The organism is Pseudomonas sp. S2_B07, assembly GCF_054668435.1.
Genome location: NZ_CP162769.1, coordinates 1141816 through 1157482, shown reverse-complemented (window position 1 = coordinate 1157482; position 15667 = coordinate 1141816). Strand labels below are relative to the sequence as shown.

16 protein-coding genes and 1 pseudogene are annotated in these 15667 nt (G+C 61.1%); 7 read left to right on the top strand and 10 right to left on the bottom strand.

Annotated features, from left to right (window positions below; genetic code table 11):
- Positions 1-5: 5 nt before the first annotated feature.
- Both AB4N43_RS05325 and AB4N43_RS05320 read right to left on the bottom strand, forming a co-directional pair.
- Positions 6-671, bottom strand: coding sequence for a CoA transferase subunit B (locus tag AB4N43_RS05325; protein ID WP_027925229.1), 666 nt, complete (start codon positions 669-671; stop codon positions 6-8).
- Positions 672-707: 36 nt separating this feature from the next.
- Positions 708-1405, bottom strand: a pseudogene (locus tag AB4N43_RS05320) (CoA transferase subunit A).
- A 174-nt stretch (positions 1406-1579) separates the two neighbouring features.
- On the opposite strand from AB4N43_RS05320, the gene AB4N43_RS05315 reads away from it, so the two are divergent.
- Entirely contained in the window at positions 1580-2479 is a 900-nt protein-coding gene (locus AB4N43_RS05315) for a LysR family transcriptional regulator (protein ID WP_027925231.1), read from the top strand.
- Positions 2480-2608: 129 nt separating this feature from the next.
- On the opposite strand, the gene AB4N43_RS05310 is transcribed toward AB4N43_RS05315, so the two are convergent.
- Both AB4N43_RS05310 and AB4N43_RS05305 read right to left on the bottom strand, forming a co-directional pair.
- On the bottom strand, positions 2609-3448 hold the full coding sequence (locus tag AB4N43_RS05310) for an NAD-dependent protein deacetylase (RefSeq protein WP_027925232.1): 840 nt from the start codon (positions 3446-3448) through the stop codon (positions 2609-2611).
- Between the two features lie 88 nt (positions 3449-3536).
- Positions 3537-4583 carry a class I SAM-dependent methyltransferase gene (locus tag AB4N43_RS05305; RefSeq protein WP_027925233.1) on the bottom strand — a complete coding sequence of 349 codons (1047 nt, stop codon included), beginning with the start codon at positions 4581-4583 and terminating at the stop codon, positions 3537-3539.
- Between the two features lie 368 nt (positions 4584-4951).
- Here AB4N43_RS05305 and AB4N43_RS05300 point away from each other — a divergent pair, with 368 nt between their 5' ends.
- From AB4N43_RS05300 to AB4N43_RS05290, 3 genes are all read left to right on the top strand, one after another.
- Positions 4952-6274 (top strand): acetamidase/formamidase family protein, encoded by a 1323-nt coding sequence (locus tag AB4N43_RS05300; protein WP_460153417.1) that lies wholly within the window; start codon positions 4952-4954, stop codon positions 6272-6274.
- Between the two features lie 144 nt (positions 6275-6418).
- Positions 6419-7258 (top strand): HvfB family MNIO-type RiPP peptide maturase, encoded by an 840-nt coding sequence (locus AB4N43_RS05295; RefSeq protein WP_460154199.1) that lies wholly within the window; start codon positions 6419-6421, stop codon positions 7256-7258.
- Positions 7251-8006 carry an HvfC family RiPP maturation protein gene (locus AB4N43_RS05290; protein WP_194939682.1) on the top strand — a complete coding sequence of 252 codons (756 nt, stop codon included), beginning with the start codon at positions 7251-7253 and terminating at the stop codon, positions 8004-8006. Before AB4N43_RS05295 ends, AB4N43_RS05290 begins: the two co-directional genes overlap by 8 nt.
- Positions 8007-8048: 42 nt before the next feature.
- Here the strand turns inward: AB4N43_RS05290 and AB4N43_RS05285 are convergent, their stop codons facing one another.
- From AB4N43_RS05285 to AB4N43_RS05265, 5 genes are all read right to left on the bottom strand, one after another.
- Positions 8049-8993, bottom strand: a complete 945-nt coding sequence (locus AB4N43_RS05285) for a phosphatidate cytidylyltransferase (protein ID WP_027925237.1) — start codon at positions 8991-8993, stop codon at positions 8049-8051.
- Complete coding sequence (locus tag AB4N43_RS05280) at positions 8990-9589, bottom strand: lysophospholipid acyltransferase family protein (RefSeq protein WP_027925238.1); 600 nt, start codon at positions 9587-9589, stop codon at positions 8990-8992. Before AB4N43_RS05280 ends, AB4N43_RS05285 begins: the two co-directional genes overlap by 4 nt.
- Positions 9576-10208, bottom strand: coding sequence for a CDP-alcohol phosphatidyltransferase family protein (locus AB4N43_RS05275; protein WP_410921931.1), 633 nt, complete (start codon positions 10206-10208; stop codon positions 9576-9578). Before AB4N43_RS05275 ends, AB4N43_RS05280 begins: the two co-directional genes overlap by 14 nt.
- 94 nt (positions 10209-10302) lie before the next feature.
- Positions 10303-11613 carry an ATP-binding protein gene (locus AB4N43_RS05270; RefSeq protein ID WP_194939681.1) on the bottom strand — a complete coding sequence of 437 codons (1311 nt, stop codon included), beginning with the start codon at positions 11611-11613 and terminating at the stop codon, positions 10303-10305.
- Entirely contained in the window at positions 11610-12350 is a 741-nt protein-coding gene (locus AB4N43_RS05265) for a response regulator (protein WP_027925241.1), read from the bottom strand. Before AB4N43_RS05265 ends, AB4N43_RS05270 begins: the two co-directional genes overlap by 4 nt.
- Before the next feature lie 307 nt (positions 12351-12657).
- Here AB4N43_RS05265 and AB4N43_RS05260 point away from each other — a divergent pair, with 307 nt between their 5' ends.
- The 3 genes from AB4N43_RS05260 (at position 12658) to AB4N43_RS05250 (ending at position 14587) form a co-directional block, all read left to right on the top strand.
- Positions 12658-12921 carry a DUF2790 domain-containing protein gene (locus AB4N43_RS05260; RefSeq protein ID WP_027925242.1) on the top strand — a complete coding sequence of 88 codons (264 nt, stop codon included), beginning with the start codon at positions 12658-12660 and terminating at the stop codon, positions 12919-12921.
- 48 nt (positions 12922-12969) lie between these two features.
- Complete coding sequence (locus tag AB4N43_RS05255) at positions 12970-13224, top strand: hypothetical protein (RefSeq protein ID WP_027925243.1); 255 nt, start codon at positions 12970-12972, stop codon at positions 13222-13224.
- Positions 13225-13375: 151 nt separating this feature from the next.
- Positions 13376-14587 (top strand): cytochrome c biogenesis protein DipZ, encoded by a 1212-nt coding sequence (locus tag AB4N43_RS05250; protein WP_059181082.1) that lies wholly within the window; start codon positions 13376-13378, stop codon positions 14585-14587.
- A gap of 9 nt (positions 14588-14596) precedes the next feature.
- Here the strand turns inward: AB4N43_RS05250 and AB4N43_RS05245 are convergent, their stop codons facing one another.
- Complete coding sequence (locus tag AB4N43_RS05245; RefSeq protein ID WP_027925245.1) at positions 14597-15589, bottom strand: AraC family transcriptional regulator; 993 nt, start codon at positions 15587-15589, stop codon at positions 14597-14599.
- Between the last annotated feature and the right edge of the window lie 78 nt (positions 15590-15667).

Sequence of the window (15667 nt, the reverse complement as noted above, 5' to 3'; positions counted from 1 at the left end):
ATTCCTCACTGGTCAGCGAACTGCATTTCTGGAACGTGATCGGGAACAATCAGTTTACCAGCGGTTTTGGCGACGATTTCCTCGACGCTGACGCCCGGTGCACGTTCCTTGAGAATGAACGCGCCGTTTTCGATTTCCAGATAAGCCAGGTCGGTCAATACGCGCTTGATGCAGCCGGCGCCGGTCAGCGGCAGGCTGCAGTGGTCCAGCAGCTTGGATTCACCGTCCTTGGACGCGTGGGTCATGATGACGATGATGTTGTCTGCGCCAGCCACCAGGTCCATGGCGCCGCCCATGCCCTTGACCAGTTTGCCGGGAATCATCCATGAGGCGATGTTGCCTTGCACGTCGACTTCAAAGGCGCCCAGCACGGTCAGGTCGACATGACCACCGCGGATCATCGCGAAGGACTCGGCCGAGGAAAAGATCGACGCGCCGGTACGTGCGGTCACGGTTTGTTTGCCGGCGTTGATCATGTCGGCATCAATGGTTTCTTCAGTAGGGAAAGGACCCATGCCCAGCAGGCCGTTTTCCGACTGCAGCATGACTTCCATGCCTTCAGGGATGTAGTTGGCGACCAGGGTCGGGATGCCGATACCCAGGTTGACGTAAAAGCCGTCCTGCATTTCGCGGGCGACGCGTTGAGCCATTTGTTCGCGGGAAAGTGCCATTGTTGTTATTCCTTCATTCGGTCCGGGGGCAGGGGATCACTTACGGATGGTGCGCTGTTCGATGCGCTTCTCGAACGTGCCGCAGATGATCCGGTCGACGTAGATGCCAGGGGTGTGGATCTGCGCCGGGTCCAGCTCGCCGGGTTCGACGATTTCTTCGACTTCGACCACGGTGATCTTGCCGGCGGTGGCGGCCAGCGGGTTGAAGTTCTGGGCGGTGTGACGGTAGATCACGTTACCGAAATGGTCGGCTTTCCAGCCTTTGACGATGGCGAAGTCACCGGTGATGGACTCTTCCATCAGGTACTTGCGGCCATGGAATTCGCGGACTTCCTTGCCGTCGGCAACCGGGGTGCCAACGCCAGTGGCGGTGAAGAACGCCGGGATGCCGGCGCCGCCTGCGCGCATTTTTTCAGCGAGGGTGCCTTGGGGGTCAGGACGACTTCGATTTCACCCTTGAGCAGTTGCTCTTCGAACAGCTTGTTTTCGCCGACGTAGGAGGCCACCACTTTGCTGATCTGGCGGTCGGTCAGCAGCACACCGAGGCCGAAACCGTCGACGCCGCAATTGTTGGACACCACGGTGAGGTCGCGGGTGCCTTTGCGTTTGATCTCGTTGATCAGGTTTTCCGGGATCCCGCACAGGCCGAAGCCGCCGGCGATCACGGTCATGCCGTCTTCCAGACCTGCCAGAGCTTCCTCGTAGGAACTCACGCGCTTGTCGAAACCTGCCATATGCACCTCTTTTATTCTTTGTGGGCGGCTGGCTAGCCGAATGAAGGGGAGTGTCTCGCTGTTGTATTCATTTGTTAAGTTGATTTTTAAGGTGGATTGATAGATAAAACTCACCAATCGGCGCTTCAATCTTGCCGCTTGAAGCTTATAACTTACCGCTGGAGCGAAGCGACCATGACAGTCAAGCAGATCCGCGCCTTCCTGGCGGTGGCCCAGAGCCTGAGTTTTGCCGTGGCCTGCGAACGCCTCCATCTGTCGCAATCGGCATTGAGCCTGACGATCAAGGCGCTGGAGGAGGGCCTGGGTGGGCGCTTGTTCACCCGCAACACACGCAACGTGGCGCTGACCGCCGAGGGTGAATCGCTGGTGCCACTGGCTCGCCGGTTGATCGCCGATTGGGACAATGCCGAGGACGAACTGCGCCAGCGCTTTACCCTCCAGCGCGGCCGCGTGACCCTGGCCGCGATGCCGTCGTTTGCCGGCAACCTGCTGCCGCCGATCCTCAAGACCTTCCGTGCGCGTTACCCCAAGGTCAACGTCACGGTGAATGACGTGATCAACGAGCAGGTGCTGGAAATGGTCCGCGACCGCCAGGTTGAGCTGGGCGTGGCGTTTGAGCCGACGCAAAGTTCGTCATTGGCGTTCATGCCGCTGTACATGGACCGCTTTGTGGCCATCGTGCCGAAGGATTCGCCGCTGACCGAGCATGATGATATCGATTGGCAAATGCTGCTCAAGGAGCCGTTCATCACCTTGCAGCGACCGTCGACGGTGCGGGTGATGCTGGAGGAACACCTACAGGCGCGGGGAATGAAGTTGCCGGTGGAATTTGAAAGTCATCAGTTGGCGACGGTCGGCAGAATGGTGGCCAGCGGGTTGGGGGTGAGCGCGGTGCCGGCGCTGTGCGCGGGGCAGATGCAAGAGCTCGGTGCGCGGTGCATCCCCCTGCGCGATCCGGTGGTGGAGCGGGCCATCGGCGTCTTGACCCAGCCTGGCGGTGAACTGTCGGCGGCGGCGCAGGCGCTGTTCGATATCCTCAAGGAAGAACTCGGCCAACCCATCTCCACGCACTGATCATCGGCTTGATAGCCAACACAAATCTAATGTAGGAGTGAGCGTGCTCGCGATGGCGGTGGATCAGTCGACATCAATGGTGAAGGTACTGGCTTCATCGCGAGCAGGCTCATTCCTACAGGGTCAGTGTTACGTCAGTTTTTGGGCCAGCAGGGGTAAAAGCTGTTCACACGAGCCTTCAATCTTCATATCCAGCAGGTCATCCGCCCGTGTCTTCCCCAGATTCATGGCAATCAACGGCTTCCCTTGATCCGCCACCGCCCGGCACAGCCGAAACGCGGAGTACGCCATCAACGAAGACCCGACCACCAGCAACCCCGCCGCCTTTTCCACCGCGGCCATCGCCTTGGCCGCCGTTGCCTGCGCGACGTTTTCGCCAAAAAACACCACGTCCGGTTTCATCCGCTCGCCTTTGCAATGCGGGCACTGTGGCACTTGAAACCGCGCTTCGAATGCCGCATCCAGCAAGGTGTCGCCATCCGGCGCCTGTACCGCATCGACCCCGGCCAGATAAGGATTGTGCGCTTCCATCAATCGCTGAATGACGTCCCGCTCGCTGTGTAGTCCGCAATCCAGGCACAGCACCCGGTGCAGGCTGCCGTGCAGTTCGATCACATCGTGACTGCCGGCCTGATCGTGCAGGGTGTCGACGTTCTGGGTGATCAGGCCGCTGATCTGTTGCTTGCTTTGCAAATTGGCCAACGCCTCGTGCGCGACATTCGGCTGCGCCAGACGCACACGCGGCCAGCCGAGCATGGCCCGTGCCCAATAACGTCGACGCGATTGCGGGGCGGAGAGAAATTCCTGATACATCATCGGTTGCCGGCCGCGACGCACGCCCTGGTGATCGCGGTAGTCCGGAATGCCTGACGGGGTACTGATGCCGGCACCGGTCAGCACCACGAACGGCTGTTCAGCCATGAGTTGCCGAAGCCGCTCGAGTTGTTCGCGCAGGAGGCTGTCGAGCATGTTCAACACTCCGCAGAGGGTCTTGAGAGTGTGCAGCGTAGCAGACCGATCACCCGGACAGCGCGGCTGTCCGGGTGAAGATTGAGGTTTATTTACGCGCTTCCAGAATCAGGTTGAACGGTGTTTCGGTGGCGCGCCGGAACGACTTGAATCCCGCCTCGGTGAACACCTTGCGTAACCGCGCTTCGCCAGCCTGGGCGCCGAGCCCGAGACCGACTTCCTGGGACAGCGAGTTCGGCGTGCAAATGAATGTCGAGGCGGCATAGAACAGCCGGCCCACCGGGTTAATGTTGTCGTCGAGCGAATCATTGGCGAACGGCTCAACCAGCAGCACTGTGCCGTCCGGTTTCAGCGACTCATAGGCATGTTTGGCCGCGCCCACCGGGTCGCCCATGTCGTGCAGGCAGTCGAAGTAGCAAATCAGGTCATAGTCGCCGCCAGGATAGCTCTTGGCGGTGCCCTGAAAGAACCGGGCCCGCCCGGCCACGCCGCCTTCTTCGGCACGTTGGGTGGCGACGGTGACGGAAGGGGCGTGGTAGTCGAAACCGACGAACCGCGAGTCCGGGAACGCCTGGGCCATGATCACCGTTGAGGCGCCATGCCCGCAGCCGATGTCCGCGACTTTCGCGCCAGCCTCAAGCTTGGCCACCACGCCCTCAAGGGCCGGCAACCACTCGGTGATCAGGTGCGCTTTGTAACCAGGCCGGAAAAACCGCTCAGTGCCGCTGAACATGCACGGATGGTGATCGCCCCAAGGCAGGGCACCGTCGCCGCGCATGGCTTTGACCAGTTTGTCCTTGTCGTGGAAAAACGACGCCACCACGCCGATACCACCGGCTATGTAAACCGGTGAGTCTTCGATGGCCAGGGCCAGGGCTTGTTCTTCGGGCAGGCGGAACTGGCCTTCACGGTGCTCCATGTAGCCGGAGGCGGCGTGGGCGCTGAGCCATTCGCGCACCAGGCGGGAGTTGCAGCCGGTTTTCTCGGCGAGTGTTTCGGGGCTGATTGGCTGACTGTCGGCCATGGCCCGGTACAGGCCGAGTTCTTCGCCGAGGATGACATTGGCAAGCATCGCCGCGCCGCCCATGTCATTTACCAGTTTGCCCATGAAATCATTGAGTCTGGCCTCGTCCATCACGTGTGCTCCTTTGGCAGGATCACGGTCCAGAGGCCGTATTTATCGAGGCATTCGTCTCTGGGCGGTGGTCGTGGGAATGAACAGGACGCCCATGCACGTCCTGGGTGCATTAAGTTTAGTTCGTGGCCCGCGCGCTGCGACCAGGAGCGACGAAAGCCCCGCTCCCACAAGGGGATTTGTGTTCCCACAGGGGAATGGCGGTGTGTATCGCACTGTATCTAAACCCGCACCCGATACAGTTTCTGCGACTGCCGGCCATTGCCGAACACAGCCCGGATACAAACCTGCGATGAACTGTACAAGCCATCCAGCGCCCGAACTCCGGTTCTGCCGAGGCATTCTCACTCCGTGAAGGGATCCCCCTGATGACTAAGCTTGTGTCTGAAACCAACCCCGTCAATCGCCTGCGCGTCGACCATTACACCCAAGGCATCATCGGCCCGAGCCAGCCCATGCTCGGGCCGCTGGCCGACGGTGGCACGCTGATCACCGGCACGCCGCCGGGCTGCTGGGGGCCGATGATCACGCCGGCGTTCGAAGGCGGCCACGAAGTCACGCAACCGGTGGCCATCGCCGGCGCCGAAGTCGGCGATGCGGTGGCGATCAAGATCAAAAGCATACGCGTGACCTCGCTGGCGACGTCGTCCGGGGTCATGAGTTTTGTCGAGGGGCGCTACAACGGCGACCCGTTCGTCTCCAAATTCTGCTCCAAGTGCGGCACCGACCACCCAGCCAGCCACGTTGAAGGCATCGGCGAAGACTCGATTCGTTGCAACAACTGCGGCGCCGAAGTCAGCGCGTTTCGTTTCAGCCATGGTTACGTGATCGTGTTCGATGGGCAAAACCAGGTCAGCCTCACCGTCAATCAGGACGTCGCCAACCGACTGGCCGGCAATGCCTCGCAGATGTCGGCCCTGCCGGAGTTCGCCGCCCAGCATTCGATCCTGTCGCTGGCCCGCGCTGACATTCCTGGCGTCGCCGCGCACATGCGTCCGTTTCTCGGCAACATTGGCACTACGCCGTCCCGTGACTTGCCCGACTCGCACAACTGCGCCGATTTCGGCCAGTACCTGATCAACGCGCCGCACCGTTTCGGCATGACCCGCGAAGAACTGCACGCGGCGAAAACCGACGGCCACATGGACACCAACTCGATTCGCGAAGGCTGTGTGCTGATCTGTCCGGTGAAAGTACCCGGCGCCGGGGTGTACATGGGCGACATGCATGCCCAGCAGGGCAACGGCGAAATCGCCGGGCACGCCACCGATTGCTCCGGGGAAACCGAAGTGCAGGTGGAAGTGATCAAGCACCTGACGCTGGAAGGCCCGATCCTCCTGCAAAACGTGGATGACCTGCCGCCCATGGCTCGGCCGATGACGGCCGAACAACGGCAGAAAGTCCGCGAACTGGGCGAGCGCTGGGGTCAGCACGAGATCGAGCAGAGCGGCCCAATCACCTTTATCGGCAGCGGTGAAAACCTCAACGTCGCCGTGGAAAACGGCCTGAAACGCGCGGCGTCGGTCACCGGCCTTGCGTATGACGAAGTGCTTAACCGCGCGACCATTACCGGCTCCATTGACATCAGCCGCTTGCCCGGCACCGTCCGCGTGACCTTCCTGTGCCCGATGACCGTGCTGGACCGGATCGGCATCGGTCACCTGGTGCGCGAGAAATACGACCTGGCATAACGCCCACTCACGGGTCTGTACCAAAGTGTGTACAGACCCGCTGCTGATACATCCACCCAGATTTTCTGCCGCAACCGAACACAGCCCCGATACAGCGCTTCGATTAACTGTGATTCCGTTATGGCAATCATTGAGATCGACACCATGCAGACCTCTTCCACACCCACCCAGGCCAGCGTCGGGCTCGGCCTGCGTCGCGGTTTATTGAAAGACCTTCTGGCCGCCCGTACCGGTGATTTCGACTTTCTGGAAGTCGCCCCGGAAAACTGGATCGGCATCGGCGGTGCCCATGGCCATGCACTGCGCACCCTGGCCGAACGATTCCCTTTGTCCTGTCATGGTTTGTCGTTGTCCCTCGGCGGGCCGGCGCCGCTGGATGTCGGTTTTTTGCAGGAAGTCCGGGTGTTCCTCGACCAGCACCAGGTGCCGCTATACAGCGAGCATTTGAGCTATTGCAGCGATGACGGCCATCTCTACGACCTGCTGCCGCTGCCCTTTACCGAAGAAGCGGTGCACCACGTGGCGGCGCGCATCCGTCAGGCCCAGGACATTCTCGGCCGACGCCTGGCGGTGGAAAACGTTTCCTATTACGCCGCGCCGCAGCAGGACATGGATGAGGTGACCTTCACCAACGCGGTGTTGCGCGAGGCCGATTGCGACCTGCTGCTCGACGTCAACAACGTGTATGTCAATTCGATCAACCACGGTTTCGATCCGCTGACCTTTTTGGCCAATGTCAATTCAGGCCGGGTGGTGGGCATGCACGTGGCCGGGCATTTCGACGAATCCGACACCTTGAAAATCGACACCCACGGCGCCTCGGTGAAACCGGTGGTCTGGTCGTTGCTGGCGCAAGCGTATGCCCGGTTCGGCGCGCAACCGACGCTGCTGGAGCGGGATTTCAACTTCCCGGCGTTTTCTGAACTGGTGGCCGAATTGCAGACCATTCGCCGCTTGCAAACCGAGGGGGTGAACCGTGGATAAGCCCAGCCTGTTGGAACAGCAAACCACCCTGGGCCGCTACCTGCGCGATCCCGAGCACTGCGCGCCGCCCGGCGAAATGAATGCCGCGCGGGCGCAGGTATATCGCGACTTGATTTTCGCCAACCTGTCGACGTTGCTCAGCGGGACGTTCCCGGTGCTGATCAAGATAATCGGTGATGAGCAGTGGCGCACGCTGGTGCGGATTTTCCTGCGGGACCACCGTGCACAGACGCCGAAGTTCGGCGAGATCGCCCAGGAATTTATCGGCTTTCTCGCGGCTGGTCCGCAGGCGCTGAGCGAGGGCACGTGGCCGCCGTTCATGGTGGAACTGGCGCATTACGAATGGGTCGAGATGGCGTTGCAACAATCCGATGCCGAGCCGTTGGCGCCGAGCGATGCGGCGTTGATCCTGCAGCGGCCGTTGCAGGTTTCGCCACTGGCATGGCCGCTGGCGTATGGCTGGCCGGTGCAGTGGGTCGGACCGGATTTTCAACCCCAGGCAGCACCTGCTCAGCCGACGTTGTTACTGGTGCGCCGGGCGGAAGACTGGAGTGTGAAGTTTTCCGAACTGAGCCCGTTGGCGTGGCGGCTGTTGCAGCGGATCGAGGCGTTTCCCGACCTGAATGGACAGGCGCAGCTGGAAGAGCTGGCGGTCGAGGCGGGTGCGCGCGGGTCGGCGGAATTCATGGAAAGTGGCGCGGCGTTGTTGCGCCAGATGCACGGAGAAGGAGTTTTGGGGGTGGCATGATCGTTCCCCGCGGAGCGTGGGAACGATCATTGGCGGTGCGGCTTACACGGAGAAAAAGTACCGCGTCAGGTGAAAGAAGATCGGTGCCGCGAAGCAGATTGAATCCATCCGGTCGAGCATGCCGCCATGCCCTTTGATCATGGTTCCCCAATCCTTGGCGCTCAGGCTGCGTTTGATCGCTGACATGACCAACCCACCGAGAAACCCCATCACCACAATCACCAGCGACATCAGCAACGACTGCCAGAAATTGAACGGCGTCATCCAGAACATGCACCCGCCGATCAGCGTGGCCGACAAGCCGCCACCCACCAAACCTTCAACGGTTTTCGACGGGCTCACCAACGGCGCGACTTTGTGTTTGCCAAAGAGCTTGCCGAACACGTACTGCAACACGTCACTCAACTGAACGACAAAGACCAGATAGAAGAGCAACAACGCGTTCTGCCCGGTGAACCCTTGCAGGTCCAGCAGCAACAGGGCCGGGGCGTGGCTGATGCAGTAGATGCAAATCATCACCCCCCATTGAATCTTGGCCGCGCGCTCCAGAAAGCTGTCGGTGTCCTGGCTCAGCACCGCAATCGCCGGCAGCAGCAGGAAGGCGTACACCGGAATCAACAGGGTGAACAGCGAATACCAGTGCGTGCCGATCAACACGTACTGCAGCGGGATCAGGATGAAAAACGCCGAGAACAGCGCGTTATGGTCGCCGGGGCGGGTGGGCGTCAGGGTGATGAATTCCCTGAGGGCGAACAGCGAAATGAAGCCGAATAGAATGACCGTCGCATTCCCGCCCAGCAGGTAGGAGACGAAGAAGATGATCACCATCCCCCACCAGGCATTCACGCGCTGATTGAGGTTTTCGATGGTCGAGATCGAGCCCTCGGTTTTCGCCCGTTTAGCCAGCACGCGACCAATAATCGAAGCCACCGCCAGCAGGCAGGCGATGGCGCCAAAGAACCACAGAAACTTTTGTTCGAGCGTCATGCCGACAACCTCACGATGGCGTCACGCGCCCGTTGCAGAAACACCTGTTTTTCCTCATCGACGAACCGTGGCATCGGGTCGCCGATGCGGATAGTGCAGATGATCGGCAGCGGCACGTGTTTGCCCTTGGGCATGGAGCGGTGCAGGTTTTCCAGGTAGATGGGCACCAGATCAACTTCCGGGAACGCCTCGGCCAATCGGTACAGACCGGATTTGAATTCCCCGGGCAAGGCCTGGCTGGAGCGCGTGCCTTCCGGAAAGATGATGATCGAATGGCCGGCGCGCACCACATCGAAAATCGGCTCCAGCACATTGGTCCCCGGTGTCGGGTTGCGGTCGATCAGCACGGCATTCAGGCCTTTCTGCGAGATGTAGCGCAGAAAGCGGTTTTTGCCCCAGTAGTCGGCGGCGGCCACCGGTTTCACATTGACCCGGGCTTCGGGGGGCAGGGCGGCGATAATGGCCAGCGTGTCCATGTGGCTGGTGTGATTGGCAAAATAGATGCGCTGGCGGGTCAGGTCCGGCGGGCTTTCCCAGCGGGCGGTGACACCGATCAGGAAACGCAGCACTGAAATCAGCGCATTACTGATCCACATGGAGATTCCCCTTGAGCTGACGCGAGATGGCCAGGGTTCGCGTGACACAGGTCGCGGCGGATCCGGCGGCGATGATCACCAGCGCGATCAACAGTGCGTAGTGCGTGCCATACATCGTGGCTTCGAACGCATTCAGCAGCAGCCCGGCAGTCATCACGGCCATTCGATGCTGCTTGGCCATGGGGCCGATGAAGGTCTGCTTGAGGCCCAGCGAACCGCCAAACACGCGAACATACGCCGTGAGCGCCGCGGCCAATGCGGCAAACCATCCGAGGTCGCCGTGCCCGATGGCATAACCGAGCCCGATGATCAGCAGGCTGTCGGCAATGCGGTCGGGGAATTCGTTGTAGAGGCTTCCGATGTCGGACTTCTTGCCGCCCTCGATGGCCACCATGCCGTCGAACAGGTTGCACAGCAGGCGCAACTGAATGCCGATGGCGCAGAGGATCGAGCCGATGAGGCCGTTATCGATATTCAGAGCCGCTGCCCCGGCGAGCGCAAATGCAATGCTGGCGACGGAGATCTGATTGGGGGAAATGTCGCGTTTCACCAACCGGTCGGTGATGCGTTTTGCCCAGCCCGCCGAACGTGTCTTGATGGGCCTTCTGTTGTCATCCATTTACCGATATCCCTATTCATGATGATGCGCCGCAGGGGCAAATCGCCCGGCAGCGCCCCACAATATAGAGGCTTTCCTGTGTCCCTGCGCCTGTTTACTGACTGACAGGTCGAATCGGCAACTTCAGCTCCGCACACAATCCCCCACCCTCACGATTACTCAATACCAGCGATCCACCGATGGCCAACGCCAGTTGCTGGGCAATCGCCAACCCAAGCCCGGTGCCGCCGGTGCTGCGGTTGCGTGAATTTTCCACCCGGTAAAACGGTTCCATCACCTGTGCCAGCTCTTCCTCGGCAATGCCCGGCCCGCGGTCCATGACTTTCACCGACAGGCTGCCGTTTTTGCTTTCGACCTTGAGTTCGGCCGCACCCGCGAACTTCAGGGCATTGTCGGTGAGGTTCACCAACACCCGGCGCAATGCATGGGGGCGAGTGTCGATGACGGCTTCACTTTTGCCGCCCAGTTGCACGTCTTTGCCCATGTCCTGATAGTCGAACACCAGGCTGTCGAGGAATGAGTCCATGTCGGTGCGCCGACTTTCTTCGGTCGAGCCGTGAATGCTGCGCGCGTAGGCCACGCCTTCGCGCACCAGGTGTTCCATCTCGCCGAGGTCGTTCCACAGTTTGTCTTTTTCGACCGAGTCGTCCATGAATTCGGCGCGCAGTTTCATGCGGGTGATCGGGGTTTGCAGGTCGTGGGAAATCGCCGCCAGCAGTTGCATACGTTCCTTGAGGTACGCGGCGATGCGTGCCTGCATGGCATTGAACGCCTTGGCCGCGTGGGCGACTTCGGTCGGGCCTTGTTCGTCCAGGTGCACGGCGTGGGTATTGGGGTCGAGGGTTTCCACGGCTTGGGCCAGGCGGGTCAGCGGACGGATGGCGATGCGCACGGCCAGCCAGGTGCAGGCGATCAGCAGCGCCAATTGACCGAGCAACACAAACGGCAGCCACGGCGACAGCGGCACCATCGCCGGTCGTACGTCGATGGTCACCGGGCTGCCATCGGCCAGTTTCAGGTGGACCTGGAAATGTTTGATCGGGCCGGGAATATCGGTCACGGTCATCGGGTAGTCCTTGCCGATGGCGTCCTTGATCGAGGTCACGGCAATCGGCGTGTCGCGCATGGCCGTGCCCGGCGAACCTTCATCCAGCAAATAGCGGTAGTTGCGCCGTTCCAGTTGCTGCAGCCAGCTCGCCCGCTCGGTGGCCGGCAAACGGTCGAGGATGGCGATGGAGGTCGAGACGTCGGTCTCGAGATTACCGAGCATGGTGTTTTTCGCGGTTTCGTAACGCTCGTAATACTGCGCGCCGAAGGACAGCGCCTGGGCGAGGATCAAGCCGATCAGGAAGATCAGCGACAGCCGCGAGGCGAGGGTACGGGGCCAGCGAATTGCCAGGTTCATGAGGGCGCACCGATGACTTCCACTGCCAGCGAAAACACATAGCCCTCGCTGCGCACGGTTTTGATGTAGGCCGGTTCGCGGGCGTCGTCCAGCAAGCGCTGGCGCAAGCGGCTGACCAGCAAGTCGATGGAACGGTCGAACAGGTCAGCGTCGCGGCCCTGGGTCAGGTTCAACAATTGATCGCGATTGAGCACCCGTTGCGGGTGATCGAGGAAGACCCGCAGCAGTCGGTATTCGGCACCGCTCAGCGCCACCATGGTGCCGTCCTCGTCCAGCAGGTGCCGGGCTGAAGTGTCCAGGCGCCAGCGACCGAAGGCCAGCAGCCGGCCGCTTTCGGTCACCACCAGGTTCGGCGGCAACATGCGTGTGCGGCGCAGCACGGCGTTGATGCGGGCGAGCAGCTCGCGGGCGGCAAACGGTTTGACCAGGTAATCATCGGCGCCCATTTCCAGGCCGATGATGCGGTCGGTTTCGTCGTTGCGCGCGGTGAGCATCAACACGGGCGTGGCCTTGTGTTTACCGGCGCGCAATTCGCGGCAGAGCATCAGGCCGTCGTCGCCGGGCATCATGATGTCGAGCACGATCAGGTCCACCGGCGTGGTTTCAAGGAAGGCACGCATTTGACGGCCGTCGGCGACGACTGTGGTGCGCAGGCCGTTCTTCTTCAGGTAGTTGCCTACCAGTTCCCGGATCTCGCGGTCATCGTCGACGATGAGAATGTGATCGACGTGTTCCATGGGGGCCTTGCCTCTGTAAATGGGGGATGTCGCGCAGTCTATCGAGCCTTGGCCCGCTTGCCCGCCACCCTTTGTATTGCAGTGTATCTGGCTTGGCGGCGGATACACGCAGACGCAAAAACACGGTTTTTCAGGGGTTTTGTATCGCTGTGTATCAGGGGGCGGCTTTGATACGTACCGATTTATCCGCGTCTGTTCTCGACACAGACCAGATACCTCGCGGGCTTCTAATAGGTTCCAACGAGGCAAACCACACCGCCTCGGCTCAATTGAACGACCTACCCATTGAAGCCTTGAGGAAACCGCCATGAACACCAAAGCCATTTACGCCGCTTGCCTGTTTGCTGCCCTGAACATCTGCACCTTGTCGGCCCGTGCCGAAGCAGACGTTACAGCCAAAACCTACACCTACGGCACCCATCTCGACATCAAGAAGGTCGTGTCGCTGAAACAGGATGCGACCCCAGTCTGCGGCGTGGTGGATGCGCAACTGACTTACCTGGATTCGCAGAACAAAACCCAGGTTCTGGACTACCGCAAAGTGGCTGACAACTGCAACTCGGACAACTGATTGCTGCACTCACCCAGTGCCCATCCCCTTTGAAACAGGAAGAACACCATGAACAACGTAAGCCGCTACCTGACCGCCATTGCCTTCTCCATCGCCGGCGCCGCCGCCCATGCCAATGCCGCTGTTGAACAGAACAGTTGTGGCAGCGCCACCTGCTTCCAGCTGACGCCGGTGGCGCACAAGGATTCCAACGCCTTTCTGGCCGAGGATGGTTTTAGCCGTACGCCGCAGGGGCAGATGGTTGCCGAGAACGGCGGCAGCCGGACTCCGCAGGGTCAGCAACTGGATAACCAGACGGCCTGAAAACCCCACCGCCCCCTTGTGGGAGTGAGCCTGCTCGCGATAGCGGTGTGTCAGACAACAATGATGCCGACTGATACACCGCTATCGCGAACAGGCTCACGCCTACAGGGATTGTGTGTTGTGTCGCCCTTCATTATTTCAAGGTGATCCTATGTTTCTCATCGCTTTCCTGGGCGGCGTATTGACCGTGCTCAGTCCCTGTATCCTGCCGGTTGTTCCGTTCCTGTTCGCCGGGGTCAAACGTAGCCGTTCCTCCATCCTGCTGACCCTCGGCGGCATGGTCCTGACGTTCGCCCTGATCTCCAGCCTGGCCGTGGTCAGCAGTGAGTGGGTGGTGCAAGCTAACAACACCGGTCGCCATGTCGCCCTGTTCGTGATGGTGCTGTTTGCCCTGTCGCTGATTTCCGCCCGGATCGGTGACTGGATGGCCCGTCCGTTCGTGGCCCTGGGCAATCGCCTGGACCCCGACACCCGCAAAATGTCCGGCCCGTTGAGTTCGGTGATGATCGGTGTGGCCACCGGGCTGCTGTGGGCACCGTGCGCCGGGCCGATCCTCGGCGTGATCCTCACCGGCGCCATGCTGCAAGGTGCCAATGCGCAGACCAGTCTGTTGCTGCTGGCCTACGGCCTGGGCAGCGCGCTGTCCCTGGGGACTTTGATCTTCGCCGGTCGCGGCCTGGTCAATCGCTTGAAAGCGTCAATCCCGGTCACCGGTTGGCTGCGCAAGGGGGCAGGTGTTGCGGTGCTGGCGGCTGCGGCCGTGATTTCCACCGGCGCTGACAAAACCCTGCTCGCCGGCACCTCGTCCGAAGGCGTCAGCAGCCTCGAACAAGGCGTGCTGGAAACCGTGCCGAAAGTCGTCGACTACTTCGTCAGCAAGGTCAAAGCGGACTCGTCGATGGACAACGCCCAAGGCGCCATGCCATCGCTGAACGGCGCCGTCGAATGGATCAACTCGCCGGCCCTGACCAACGAATCGCTGAAAGGCAAAGTGGTGCTGGTGGATTTCTGGACCTTCGACTGCATCAACTGCCAGCACACGCTGCCGTATGTGAAGGACTGGGCGAAGAAATACGAGAAGGACGGTCTGGTGGTGATCGGTGTACACACCCCCGAATACGGTTTCGAGCGCATCATCGACAACGTCAAGGATCAGGTGAAAAAGCTCGGCATCACCTACCCGGTGGCCATCGACAACAACTACGCGATTTGGCGCAACTTCGATAACCAGTACTGGCCCGCTCACTACCTGATCGACGCCAAGGGCCAGGTGCGTTACACCCACTTCGGCGAAGGCAGCTACGAGACGCAGGAGAAGATGATCCAGCAACTGCTGGAAGAGGCGAAAGCCCCGGCGGCGTAAGCGATCAAATCAATGGCTCACAGGCTCCGCGCCGTGGGCCATTGGTTTTTGCGCCTGACTGCGCCGCCACGCAGCCGGCGGTGCGCCGAACTCACGACGGAAGGCCCGGCTGAACGCGGTATCGGTCTGGTAACCCACCTCTTCGGCAATGCGCATCAATGAGCTGTTACTGCTGCGCAACAGGTTGGCCGCCAGCAGCATCCGCCATTGGGTCAGGTACTGCATCGGCGAACTCCCCACCAACTGCTGAAAGCGCTCGGCCAACACCGATCGTGAGGCGCCGGCCGTACGCGCCAGCTCATCCAGCGTCCAGGCGTGGCAGGGTTTGTTGTGCAGTGCGTTCAACGCAGCACCGACAATCCGGTCACCGACCCCGGCCAGCCAACCGGTCCGTCCTTCGCCCTGTTCGTTCATGTGCAGGCGCAGCACTTCGATGAACAACACCTCGGCCAGTTTCGCCAGCACGCCTTCGCCTCCGGGCCTCGGCGAGCGGGCTTCCGCCAGGGCATAACGCACGGAAGACTCCAGCCACATGCCGGCATGCGAGCCACGCACGTTGACCCGAACCACCGCCGGTAGCCCGGTCAGCAACATGCCGGCCAGCCGCGTATCGCACGCCAGATAACCGCACACCAACCGCGTGACTGCGCCACCTCCGCCATAACTCAATTGCCGTGGACGCCGTGCCAGCACCACGTCCAGCCGCGCACCTTTGGCGGGCGGCAGGCCAGGTTTGGAACTCATGCGATGGGCATCACCTTGCGGGAACACCACCACATCGCCCGCTGCCAGCAGCAGTGGCGGATCATCCCCGAGTTCGACGTAACACTCGCCCTCGGTGATCAGGTGGAAAATCACCACGCGTTCGGCACCGGGCTCCAGAAATGGCGCCGCCGTGTCGGCGCTGGGCGACTGGTAGCACCAGGGCGCGGTGAACCGGGCATTGATGAAAATCGCGCCGACCAGGCGTACGACCCGCAAGGTTTGGGACAGAGCGTCCATGGAGGTTTTCCGGTGTATGGATCGCATTGATTGTGAGCCTGTCGCCGGAAGGCGGCCAACCTCCGGACGATCGGACAA

Excerpts from the sequence above, each read along its gene's own strand:
- AB4N43_RS05325 (WP_027925229.1), bottom strand. The coding sequence starts at position 671 with ATGGCACTTTCCCGCGAACAAATGGCTCAACGCGTCGCCCGCGAAATG.
- AB4N43_RS05315 (WP_027925231.1), top strand. The coding sequence starts at position 1,580 with ATGACAGTCAAGCAGATCCGCGCCTTCCTGGCGGTGGCCCAGAGCCTG.
- AB4N43_RS05310 (WP_027925232.1), bottom strand. The coding sequence starts at position 3,448 with ATGCTCGACAGCCTCCTGCGCGAACAACTCGAGCGGCTTCGGCAACTC.
- AB4N43_RS05305 (WP_027925233.1), bottom strand. The coding sequence starts at position 4,583 with ATGGACGAGGCCAGACTCAATGATTTCATGGGCAAACTGGTAAATGAC.
- AB4N43_RS05300 (WP_460153417.1), top strand. The coding sequence starts at position 4,952 with ATGACTAAGCTTGTGTCTGAAACCAACCCCGTCAATCGCCTGCGCGTC.
- AB4N43_RS05295 (WP_460154199.1), top strand. The coding sequence starts at position 6,419 with ATGCAGACCTCTTCCACACCCACCCAGGCCAGCGTCGGGCTCGGCCTG.
- AB4N43_RS05285 (WP_027925237.1), bottom strand. The coding sequence starts at position 8,993 with ATGACGCTCGAACAAAAGTTTCTGTGGTTCTTTGGCGCCATCGCCTGC.
- AB4N43_RS05280 (WP_027925238.1), bottom strand. The coding sequence starts at position 9,589 with ATGTGGATCAGTAATGCGCTGATTTCAGTGCTGCGTTTCCTGATCGGT.
- AB4N43_RS05275 (WP_410921931.1), bottom strand. The coding sequence starts at position 10,208 with ATGGATGACAACAGAAGGCCCATCAAGACACGTTCGGCGGGCTGGGCA.
- AB4N43_RS05270 (WP_194939681.1), bottom strand. The coding sequence starts at position 11,613 with ATGAACCTGGCAATTCGCTGGCCCCGTACCCTCGCCTCGCGGCTGTCG.
- AB4N43_RS05265 (WP_027925241.1), bottom strand. The coding sequence starts at position 12,350 with ATGGAACACGTCGATCACATTCTCATCGTCGACGATGACCGCGAGATC.
- AB4N43_RS05260 (WP_027925242.1), top strand. The coding sequence starts at position 12,658 with ATGAACACCAAAGCCATTTACGCCGCTTGCCTGTTTGCTGCCCTGAAC.
- AB4N43_RS05255 (WP_027925243.1), top strand. The coding sequence starts at position 12,970 with ATGAACAACGTAAGCCGCTACCTGACCGCCATTGCCTTCTCCATCGCC.
- AB4N43_RS05250 (WP_059181082.1), top strand. The coding sequence starts at position 13,376 with ATGTTTCTCATCGCTTTCCTGGGCGGCGTATTGACCGTGCTCAGTCCC.
- AB4N43_RS05245 (WP_027925245.1), bottom strand. The coding sequence starts at position 15,589 with ATGGACGCTCTGTCCCAAACCTTGCGGGTCGTACGCCTGGTCGGCGCG.